Source organism: Pararobbsia alpina (genome assembly GCF_902859895.1).
GTDB classification, from domain to species: domain Bacteria; phylum Pseudomonadota; class Gammaproteobacteria; order Burkholderiales; family Burkholderiaceae; genus Pararobbsia; species Pararobbsia alpina.
On sequence record NZ_CADIKM010000049.1, the window covers coordinates 20,576 to 30,215 of the forward strand.

8 protein-coding genes are annotated in these 9,640 nt (G+C 59.6%); 3 read left to right on the forward strand and 5 right to left on the reverse strand.

Annotated features, from left to right (window positions below; genetic code table 11):
- Positions 1-72: 72 nt before the first annotated feature.
- Positions 73-816 carry a response regulator gene (locus HV670_RS25585; protein WP_175107799.1) on the forward strand — a complete coding sequence of 248 codons (744 nt, stop codon included), beginning with the start codon at positions 73-75 and terminating at the stop codon, positions 814-816.
- Complete coding sequence (locus HV670_RS25590) at positions 813-2,129, forward strand: ATP-binding protein (RefSeq protein ID WP_175107800.1); 1,317 nt, start codon at positions 813-815, stop codon at positions 2,127-2,129. The genes HV670_RS25585 and HV670_RS25590 overlap by 4 nt, the downstream gene beginning before the upstream one ends.
- A 143-nt stretch (positions 2,130-2,272) precedes the next feature.
- On the opposite strand, the gene HV670_RS25595 is transcribed toward HV670_RS25590, so the two are convergent.
- The 4 genes from HV670_RS25595 to HV670_RS25610 all read right to left on the reverse strand — a co-directional run bounded on the left by HV670_RS25595 (position 2,273) and on the right by HV670_RS25610 (position 6,800).
- A complete protein-coding gene (locus HV670_RS25595; RefSeq protein ID WP_175107801.1) occupies positions 2,273-3,025 on the reverse strand; it encodes a DUF4410 domain-containing protein in 753 nt (250 codons plus the stop codon).
- A 516-nt stretch (positions 3,026-3,541) separates the two neighbouring features.
- Positions 3,542-5,173 carry a methyl-accepting chemotaxis protein gene (locus tag HV670_RS25600; protein ID WP_175107802.1) on the reverse strand — a complete coding sequence of 544 codons (1,632 nt, stop codon included), beginning with the start codon at positions 5,171-5,173 and terminating at the stop codon, positions 3,542-3,544.
- A 428-nt stretch (positions 5,174-5,601) separates the two neighbouring features.
- Positions 5,602-6,351, reverse strand: coding sequence for an SDR family NAD(P)-dependent oxidoreductase (locus tag HV670_RS25605; RefSeq protein WP_175107803.1), 750 nt, complete (start codon positions 6,349-6,351; stop codon positions 5,602-5,604).
- Positions 6,352-6,386: 35 nt separating this feature from the next.
- The gene (locus tag HV670_RS25610; RefSeq protein WP_175107804.1) at positions 6,387-6,800 is read right to left on the reverse strand and encodes a GFA family protein; all 414 of its coding nucleotides are present in this window, start codon (positions 6,798-6,800) and stop codon (positions 6,387-6,389) included.
- A gap of 377 nt (positions 6,801-7,177) precedes the next feature.
- Here HV670_RS25610 and HV670_RS25615 point away from each other — a divergent pair, with 377 nt between their 5' ends.
- Complete coding sequence (locus HV670_RS25615) at positions 7,178-8,128, forward strand: oxidoreductase (protein ID WP_175107805.1); 951 nt, start codon at positions 7,178-7,180, stop codon at positions 8,126-8,128.
- A gap of 15 nt (positions 8,129-8,143) precedes the next feature.
- On the opposite strand, the gene HV670_RS25620 is transcribed toward HV670_RS25615, so the two are convergent.
- Entirely contained in the window at positions 8,144-9,055 is a 912-nt protein-coding gene (locus HV670_RS25620; protein ID WP_175107806.1) for a PEP-CTERM sorting domain-containing protein, read from the reverse strand.
- Between the last annotated feature and the right edge of the window lie 585 nt (positions 9,056-9,640).

Genomic DNA, 9,640 nt, shown 5'->3' on the forward strand with positions numbered 1-9,640 from the left:
CAGAGCCAGTCTCGCCCTATCCTGATGACCGTCGTGCGACCCAGGACGCTTCGATCGACGGAGACACTGCTCATGAATAAGGATGACTCTTTTGCGCCGGCAGCGGTGTGCCCGGAGCGCATCATCGTGTTGGATGACGAAGCCGAATTGCGGAACATGCTGAATTTCTTTCTCACGGCGCAAGGGTTTCAGGTTCGCACTGTCGGCGATAGTGCGCGGCTTGAGCGCAAGCTTGAACGCGAGTCGTTCGATTTGCTGGTCCTCGATCTGATGATGGAGCCCGAGGATGGCCTGTCCATATGCCGGCGGCTGCGAGCGCAAGGGCAGACCATTCCGATCCTGATGCTGACCGCACGTGGGGATCCCGTCGACAAGGTGATCGGCCTTGAGTCAGGCGCAGACGACTACCTTGCCAAGCCTTTTCTGCCCCGCGAACTGGTTGCCCGGATTCGTGCAATCTTGCGCCGTCGAAACATGTTGGAGGGCGTGACGTCGAGCACACCGAGGCATCTTCGCTTTGGTGATTTCGAGTTCTATCGATCACGGCAGCAGTTGGTCCGGAATGGCGCGCCGGTAAGCCTCAATTCGGCGGAGTCTCGCCTGCTCGATGCGCTTGCCACCACGCCGAACCGGCCGATTAGCCGCGACAATCTGATGGTAAGGGCTCGCGGGCGGGAATACGAGGCTTCGGGGCGCAGTGTCGATGTCCAGGTGCAGCGGTTGCGCCAGGTCATCGAGGACGATTCGTCCCACCCGCATCACATCAGGACGGTATGGGGGCTCGGCTACATGCTTGTTGCGGAGGTCGTGCCATGATGTTCACCTGGACGCGCTCGCTTCTGGGACGCAATGTCGCGTTGCTGATCGCACTGGTCATGGTGAGTCAGATCTCGGTGGTGGTGGTCTTCATGCTATTTGTCCAGAAGCCGCGCATTGCCGACGCGGCCACGATGATGGCGTCGCAGATACTGACTATCGATCACCTGCTCGAAAGGGTCCCGGAATCTCAACGTTTGGCGTACGCAGCGTGGATAAACGGCCAGACCGAGGTTCCAGAGGGAACCTCGTTGACGGTCCGCACATCGCTTTTGAGCCCGATTCGTGCCCTCGAGTCACGATGGTTTGTCCAAGAACTCCTCCATCGTTTGCCACGCGATATGAAGGTGCGCTTTCAGTTCGCGCCCCAGCATCGTCTATGGGCGCAGGTTCACATTGCGAAAGAGCGTTATTGGGTATCGCTTTCAGAACTCTCAGGCGTGCCGGCCGGTGACTACGCTGGCATGTCCGCGGCGATTGGCCTGTCACTCGCACTCAGCGGATTTGCAACATTCGCCGCATATCTCTTGCACCGGCGGATTAATCGTCCGTTGAAGCATCTGGTTCTGGCTGCGCAGCGGGTGGGCGATGGCCGTCGACCGACGCCCGTCCCCGTAGAGGGTCCCACCGAAATCGCGACGGTTGCGCAAGCCTTTAATCGAATGACGCAGCGTCTTGCAGAGAACGAATCCGCCCGGGCAATGATGTTGGCGGGCATATCGCACGATATCCGCACGCCGCTCACGAAGCTACGCCTTGCGATCGTGATGCCGGAGAATCCCGGCACGGGTCTCCGGTCGGCGGAGCGCTTTATTGACGACATCGACGCTATCGTTCAGCAGTTCATCGACTTCGCAAGGGGAAGCGGTCATGAGGAGCGGGTGACAAGTGACCTCAATGAACTTTCGCGGCAACTGGTGGCCGACTTTGCCGGACTAGGGCATACCTTTGAAATGTCGCTGACAACGTTGCCCAAGGTGCGTTTTCGGCGTGTGGAAATGTTACGCCTGTTGATGAATCTGATGCAGAACGCAGTCGTGTATGGCCGTGTCGGGCTGGCCGTTTGCAGCGGTCACGATGACGATTTCGTGTGGGTTGCCGTGCAGGACCGCGGCCCTGGCGTTGCCCAGGAGTTGTTGCCGGTTCTGACGCAGCCGTTCAGGCGCGGACCGCGTGTTCAGGAGCGTGCGGGCGGTGCTGGACTAGGTCTCGCAATTGCTAAGGACATCGCCAGTCACCATGGCGGCAGTATCCAGCTGGCATCGCGAGTCGGGGGTGGTTTTGAAGTACGGGTGAAGCTACCACTGAATTGACGAAACGTCCGCTTCGAAAGAAGTTGTGCGCCTGAAGAGCGCAGACAGTTGGATAGCATTGCTCGGATTCATGATTCAGGTGTCTCTTCGTGCTGATAGAGAGGCACAGGTTGGCGTCGCGTGAATGGACGCGGCCGCGCGCGCTATTTCGGACCGGGCTTCGGGCCTGCTTTCAAGAGCCATCCTTCGTCAGCGCCCACTTGTGCTATCTGCTTTGCGATCAGGTCGGCCATGCGGCCGGCGTCGCTTACGGGACTCGCGTGATTCGTTTCGGATGTGACATGCAACACACCTCCTGCAGCGGCCGCTGACTCGGCGAGACCCGCAGCGGCACCAAGTCCCATTGTTTCAGCCATGCCTGGCATGCGCCCGCTGTTCGCCGAAGCCTTGAACGTTTTAACGAGTACCGGCGTCCCGCCCGTAGACTGATACGAAATTTCGACGGTTGCACCAACCTGGCTTTTGCCCGCGCCAAGCCCGATGACGACTCGTCGTGCACGATTCCCGGAGTCGACGTTTTCAAATCGCCCCTTCACGAGCAGAATGTTTTGAGTCGGCACAGCAGCGGTATCGGCGTGAATTGCACGCAATCCCCGAGAGTGCAACCGCATCACGATCTCGTTCGCGACCTCCTCCTGCACCTTCGTTGCGAGCGTGGCTTGTGCGGCAATGGAAGACTGTCCGCTGGCGGATCGCTTGAACGTCGCGACCATACCGTGATCGGTCTGGACCAACGCAGGGTCGAGGTCAAACGTGTAGACATAGATAGTATCGGGTCGAACGGCTTGCTGCGGCGAGTATCGGACCATGTCGGCCATGTTGTTGCCGCCGCATCCTGCGACGAGCAGCACGCACAGAGAGACGGCTACCCGTGCGCGCAATGAGCGTCGGATCATTGTTTGGTAACGTGTCCAGTACACAAAGGGCTCCTTATCAATTGCACTGCGAGGCAGCGACAGGTCAAACGCCCGCGTGGAACAGACTGGAATATTGCTGCGCGGCGTTAGTACGGGTTCCGGCTGACTGGGCCAAATCCCAATCAGGATCGTGGCCTCGGATCAGGGGGCTAGGTCATATATCCGAATCGCGACGCGTCAAATATAGAACTACGGCACGCCTCGATCTGTTGAAAAAGTATTTCACGAGGTTTCATTTCGGACCGTGACGACGCATCGGCCGGCTGCCACGCACATCGAGGTAACGGCTGCACCTGGGGTGAAAACGGCCGATTGCGGACCCTTTAGGCCGCTCGCCTCGCAATCCATGGCCGCACCCATCTTGTGGCTCCCGGTGAGCCGGACTCGCAAGCGCAGATGGGGGGCCTTGCGGTGATGCGGAAAGCCCTCTAAAAGCTGTCCCTTCTCCAACCTGGGCGGCTTGCGCCGCCCTGACAAGCTGCGCTGCGGGCCGCTTCAGGACAGGGTGGCGAGCCCCCTGGAGCGCGACGTAGCCGCCGTGTGGGTCTGCGCGACAGGGCGAATGACCTCGGCGTCGCGTGAGGCGTTCAGCCTGAACATTGAAACAGAAGCTTTCAGATCGCCTGCCTGCGACTCGAGCGAGCTGGCAGCCGCCGCCGCCTGCTCGACCAACGCCGCGTTCTGCTGCGTGACGACATCCATCTGCGTGACGGCCTGGTTGACCTGGCCGATGCCCTTGCTCTGTTCCCGCGAGGCGGCGGTGATCTCACCCATGATGTCGGTCACGCGCCTGATCTCGTGCGTGATCTCGCGCATCTTCTCACCCGCCTCCCGCACATGGCCGGCACCGGTCTGCACCCGCTGCACGGAATCGTGGATCAACTCCTTGATTTCCTTCGCGGCCGTCGAGGAGCGTTGGGCCAGCGAACGCACTTCCGAGGCCACCACTGCGAAGCCTCGCCCCTGCTCACCCGCCCGCGCCGCTTCGACGGCCGCGTTCAATGCGAGGATATTGGTCTGGAAGGCGATACCCTCGATGATGCCGACGATGTTGGTGATCTTGTCCGAGCTGGCGTTGATGCCCTCCATGGTTTCCACCACGCGTGACACCACGGTGCCACCCTGCTCCGCCACCTGGGAAGCCTGCGCAGCAAGCTGATTTGCCTGACTGGCATTGTCGGCATTTTGGCTGACCGTAGAGGTCAGTTGCTCCATGCTGGACGCCGTTTCCTCGAGGGAGGCGGCCTGCTCTTCGGTGCGCTGCGACAGGTCAAGGTTGCCTGCGGCTATCTGGTGAGTCGCGGTAGCGATCGAGTCGGCCGAAACTCTGATCGTGCCGATCGTTTGCGCGAGTTGCTCCTGCATGCGCTTCATCGAAAACAGCAGGCTCGAGCGATCGTCCGGTGCCGTCTTCACCACCGCAGTCAGATCGTTATTGGCAATCTGGTTGGCAATCTCGGCCGCATAGGACGGCTCACCGCCCAGGGAGCGGAGGATGCCGCGGTTGAGCAGCACAACGACCGCGGACAAGGCAAAGGCCAGTACCACCAGAATTCCGAGGCTCTGATACAGCGTCGAGCGGAATGCCGCATCGAGGTCGTCGACATAAAGTCCTGTCGTAAGAATCCAGTCCCACGGCTGATAGGACATGCTGTAGACGATTTTCGGAAAGGCTTCGGTTGTCCCTATTTTCGGAAACGAATACGCGGTAAAGCCCTTCCCGTCACGTTTGATAACAGCGACCACGTCCTTGAAGAAGTAGACGCCGTTCGGATCCTTGTAGTCGCCGACGTCCTTGCCTTCAAATGCCGGTTTCGCCGGGTTCATCAGCACCGTCGGCCGAGAATTGATAATCACGAAATAACCGTCTTCGCCGTACCGCATACTCCGGATGCTGTCCATCGCCCGCTTCTGAGCTTCCGCGACGGGCACGGTGCCGGCGGCGGCCTGATCGCCAAAGGCCTTGACGGCGCTTAGTGCGATCTCCGACGCATGTTTCAGGTCCGCCTTGCGCTCGTCCAGCCGCGTTGCTCTCGTCTGGTAAGCGTTATAGATCGATACTCCAGCGAGACACAGCAGGCTCAGGACTAGTGGCAACCAGAGCTTCTGGACAAAGGATAGCTTCATATGTTCGCGTGCTTCTTATATTGATTCTAACGTCGGAGAAAGCGCCAAGCCCACAGACAGCGTGCACACCGGCAGGATACTTGCGGATAACGGCTGAAGTTCCGCCCGTCAGTAGGGCTCAATCTGAAACGGTGTCTTTCATAAATTGCAAATAACTGGTTGCGTTTTCTCTGTGCGCGTCGCTGGCGGCCGTCGTCGAGACCGGTAGCTCTACGCGGGCGGGTGAACTGCTTTGACCGTCGGCTTCAGGCGTGAGCCGGTCCGTCTCGTGGCTCGAAGCGCGCATCGGCGTACGGTTGCTGGATCGCACCACGCGCGCTGCACCTGAGTGGCGAAGGCGCCCGGCTCTACGAGCTGGCGGCACCGCACCTCTCCGGCATCGAGGATGCGGCCAATGTCGTGTCAGGCGCGGCGGTGACGGTTCGACCTTATTGGGCGGTATAACCGCCGTCCACAGCGATGCTCTGCCCGGTCAGATAGCGCGCGTGATCGGACGCGAGGAAAACGATCATTTGCGCGATTTCGTCAGGCTGCCCGCCGCGTCTTGCCGGGATCGACGCGAAGAACCCGGCTTTTGCTTCAGCGTTGCCCGCGATGAATCGTTCCAGCATCGGAGTTTCGACTGGTCCGGGCGCGACGGCGTTGACCCGGATTCCCTGCGCCGCGAATTCGAGCGCCGCGGTCTGGGTCAATCCTTCCACCGCATGCTTGCTCGCCGCATAGATCGCGCTATTGGGAAAACCCACTTTGCCGGCAACCGACGACAGGTTGACAATGCTGCCGCCGCCCTGTTTCACCATCACGCGCAACTCGTGTTTCATGCTCATCAGGACGCCGAGCACGTTGGTATCGAATGTTTCGGCGTAATTTTCTGCCGTGACTTCGGTGAAAGCCGCGCGTACGCCTTCGGTGCCCGCATTGTTGATCGCGGCGTCGATCCGTCCGAAGCGCTCGACGGTGAAGGTGACCAAACGCTCGACGTCCGCTTCGTGGCGGACATCAGCGCGAAAGAACGCGGCTTCGGCGCCGAGTGCGACAAGTTCCTTGACTAAAGCGAGGCCCGGTTCTTCACGCCGGCCCGAAACGACGATGCGCGCGCCGTCACGGGCGAACGCGAGGGCGGTGGCACGACCAATGCCCGATAACGCGCCTGTGATCAATACGGTATTGACTGTCATGACCGGCTCCCTTTGAGTAACTGGTGTGTGTCATTTCACATCGGCGGCATCTTGTCGAATCTCGGCAGGGCTGGATCGAGATGGTCCCAAGCTTGACCACGCACGGCGTATGTCACCGCCTGCGGCTTGTATCGGCTTGGATCATCAAGGCTCGCAGCGTGCACGGTGAATACATCAGGCATGGCCGAGAACGTCATATATACCGGCGACCCGCAGGTGGGACAGAAGGCGCGAGTCTTCAGATTGCCGCTATCGCCAACGATGTCCCAAAGCTTTGCTTCACCGGCTTGTTTTACGCCTTTGCGCGGAAAGGTCAAATAGGACCCGTGCCCAGTGCCGCTCTTCCTCTGACAATCGCGACACTGGCAGTCGTTCTGCATCAACGGCTCGGCAGCAATCTCAAAACGGATAGCGCCGCAGGCACATCCGCCGGTGTAAGCCACGTTCATGTTTTCGCTCCTTAAAGAAAGTCCTGTAGGGTCACGATCGCGTCCATCCATCCTGCTCACCGGCGATGGCGCCGATGTTTTGGACAATGGGTCGTGAGACAGTTTGGCATCGGAAATCGAACGTTGGGAGTAACAAGTGTGGCGGTATTCCGATTTGCGTCGCCGACCCACGGCCGCGCGGCGAAGGCTCGAAGCGGGTGGGCCCCTCGGCGCCCTGAACCGCATGGCGTCACGCGCCCGAGACGAGATAGTCGCAAAGGGTGCGACGCGGTGCCTTCGTGCGATGAGTCGAACAATCGCGGCCTAACCCATTGCGCACGCCAGACCCGCTAATGGTAGTCTCGAACTTGACTGCCACTATGCTGAGCCGAAGCAATATGGACAAACACTGGACCATCACCGATATTCCGCCGCAGGTCGGCAAGCGAGTTGTCATCACTGGAGCGAACAGCGGTATTGGCTACCATGCCGCATTGACTCTGGCGCGCAAAGGCGCGCAAGTCATACTCGCGTGCCGCGATAGACAACGCGGAGAAGCAGCCTTGGCCCGTCTGAACGCCGCTGCACCCGACGCTCGCGTCGAGCTGGCGATTCTCGATCTCGCATCCCTCGCGTCCGTGCGCGAGTTCGCGCAGAGGGAACTCGACGAGCAACGCCCCATACACATCCTCATCAACAACGCGGGTGTCATGGCGCCACCGAAGCGCATCGAGACTGCGGAAGGCTTCGAGCTGCAGTTTGGCACCAACGTACTCGGCCATTTCGCGTTGACTGCGCTCCTGATGCCTGCTCTTGAACTCGCTGCGACTGAATCTCCTGACCGACCACGCATCGTCACGATCGCTTCGATCGCGCACAAGCAAGGACAGATCGATTTCAGCGATCTCCAATCCCTAAGAACGTATTCGCCGATGCGGTCCTATCGGCAGTCGAAGCTCGCCAATCTGATGTTTGCGTTCGACCTGGACCGGCGTCTGCGCGCTGCCAATTCCCGAGTCATGTCGGTTGCCGCTCACCCTGGTGTCGCGAACACCAATCTGTTTCGCGGCGGAGATCGCTCCGCGATTTCAAGAGCGGCCCGCGAGCTTCTTAGTCATTTCATCGGTACCGTGCTGAACACCGACTACGCAGGCGCCCTGCCGACCCTTTACGCGGCGACTTCGCGTGATGTCAGTGACGGCGGCTACTATGGTCCACAAGGCTTTCTGGAGGCACGCGGATCCAGGGTTGGCGAGGCGCGCGTCTCCACCCAGGCCAAGCACGCTTCGAATGCCAGCCGTTTGCGGCAGGTATGCGAAGCGCTCACTCAGGTACGTTTTTACCCGTAGTGCGGGCTGATCTCACTATCGCGATGCATTCGCCGTGACGGCTGCTGCCTTCGCGGCTTGCTCGGCCACCTTGGATAGCTGAACTTGCTCGGCAGCCACCTCCTGCAAGTCATGTGCTTGCGCTGGGGTGATATCGAGTGTTTCCGCCGCCTGCTCGTGCGGTCCCAGCGATCTCGGATCGACACCGGTGATCGAACCGAACAGGACGAGGGCCTCGAGGTAGCTTCCGAATCGGCTCGCGTGATAGTGATTGTTTTTCTCGGGTGGCAATCCGGATCGCCACAAATCAACCTTGCCCGGGGAGATCGGCTCGTAGGGATTTGAAGTCGCGATGCCGTCCTCCATGGCGCGGTTCCAGGCGAGACCAACGGGAACGACCTGTGACTTTACAGTCGGATTCGCCGCGGCGGCATACTCGTAGCCCGCCTGAATTTGCTTCGCCATCTGATAGATGGGGGTGCCGTACCACACGCTGGCCGGTGTCTTGTAGGCCAGGTCGGCACGCGACCATGTTGATAGGAGGTAGATCTCCGTTTTTGGGTTATGCGCCTGCCACATCGCACCAAGGAGCCCGACGTCTTTAGTGAGGCGCATCGGATTGCCCGGCGCGTCGAAATCCAGGGTCGTCTGCCCATTCATCACGACCTTGTCCCAAGCCCGATCGATGATCGGGCGTTTCGTGTCGTAGTGCTGTGTCAGCGAGGAACCGGGGATGACCTCAAATGAAATGTCGTAGTCGAGCCCGGCCTCTTTTGTAAACGCCTTGAAGATGGCAGGCAGTCCGCCTACCTTCTTACAGCCACCCTCAGTTTCAGTGCATCCGTTCAGATCGGTCACAGTGCCAACGCCAAAGCCTTCGACTTCGGTGTAGCCCCATGTGACGCTGCTACCGAGAAAAAGCAGGGTCGTCGCAGCCGACGCGCTCATGGCCACTCCACTCAGGCCAAGCGCAACCGCCACCGGGAGGGAGATGCGGCGCAAAGCGTGACGTGAATCGAAGGGATGTCGGTCTGCAATGCGGGTCCTGTGAACCATGTCTGCCTCCTATTTATTGTGAATGTCGACGGCACCTTGCCGCGGTTCGGCCATTCGACAACGCGAAGTGCGTCGAACCCATAAATTCTGGCAGAGACTTTCTGCAAGAACCATTCTCGAATTCAAGGCAGCCTTATCCCTAGGTTAACGCTGGGCTAGCATGGTGAAGCTTACGATCCGCTTCTTCGTCAACCAACCGTCTATCTGAATCGTCTATCTGAACCGTCGATCCAAACCGTCCATTGCAGCCCGATGGCGCTCTTTGCGAATCGATGAAGCTCGCTGATATGTCGCACCCATCGTCTTCACGCCTTCGCAATTAGGCGATTCCGAACAATTCTCGAAGGCACTCACCACGCATCGATTGTGTGCGCTGATATGCCGCACCCATCGTCCTCATGCCTGCGCAATCAGACGATTCCGAACAATTTTGAGTTTGTGTTAAGCGCCGCGAATTAGCACCTTCTGACAGTATTT

Excerpts from the sequence above, each read along its gene's own strand:
- HV670_RS25615 (WP_175107805.1), top strand. The coding sequence starts at position 7,178 with ATGGACAAACACTGGACCATCACCGATATTCCGCCGCAGGTCGGCAAG.
- HV670_RS25610 (WP_175107804.1), bottom strand. The coding sequence starts at position 6,800 with ATGAACGTGGCTTACACCGGCGGATGTGCCTGCGGCGCTATCCGTTTT.
- HV670_RS25590 (WP_175107800.1), top strand. The coding sequence starts at position 813 with ATGATGTTCACCTGGACGCGCTCGCTTCTGGGACGCAATGTCGCGTTG.
- HV670_RS25620 (WP_175107806.1), bottom strand. The coding sequence starts at position 9,055 with ATGAGCGCGTCGGCTGCGACGACCCTGCTTTTTCTCGGTAGCAGCGTC.
- HV670_RS25585 (WP_175107799.1), top strand. The coding sequence starts at position 73 with ATGAATAAGGATGACTCTTTTGCGCCGGCAGCGGTGTGCCCGGAGCGC.
- HV670_RS25605 (WP_175107803.1), bottom strand. The coding sequence starts at position 6,351 with ATGACAGTCAATACCGTATTGATCACAGGCGCGTTATCGGGCATTGGT.
- HV670_RS25600 (WP_175107802.1), bottom strand. The coding sequence starts at position 5,173 with ATGAAGCTATCCTTTGTCCAGAAGCTCTGGTTGCCACTAGTCCTGAGC.
- HV670_RS25595 (WP_175107801.1), bottom strand. The coding sequence starts at position 3,025 with ATGATCCGACGCTCATTGCGCGCACGGGTAGCCGTCTCTCTGTGCGTG.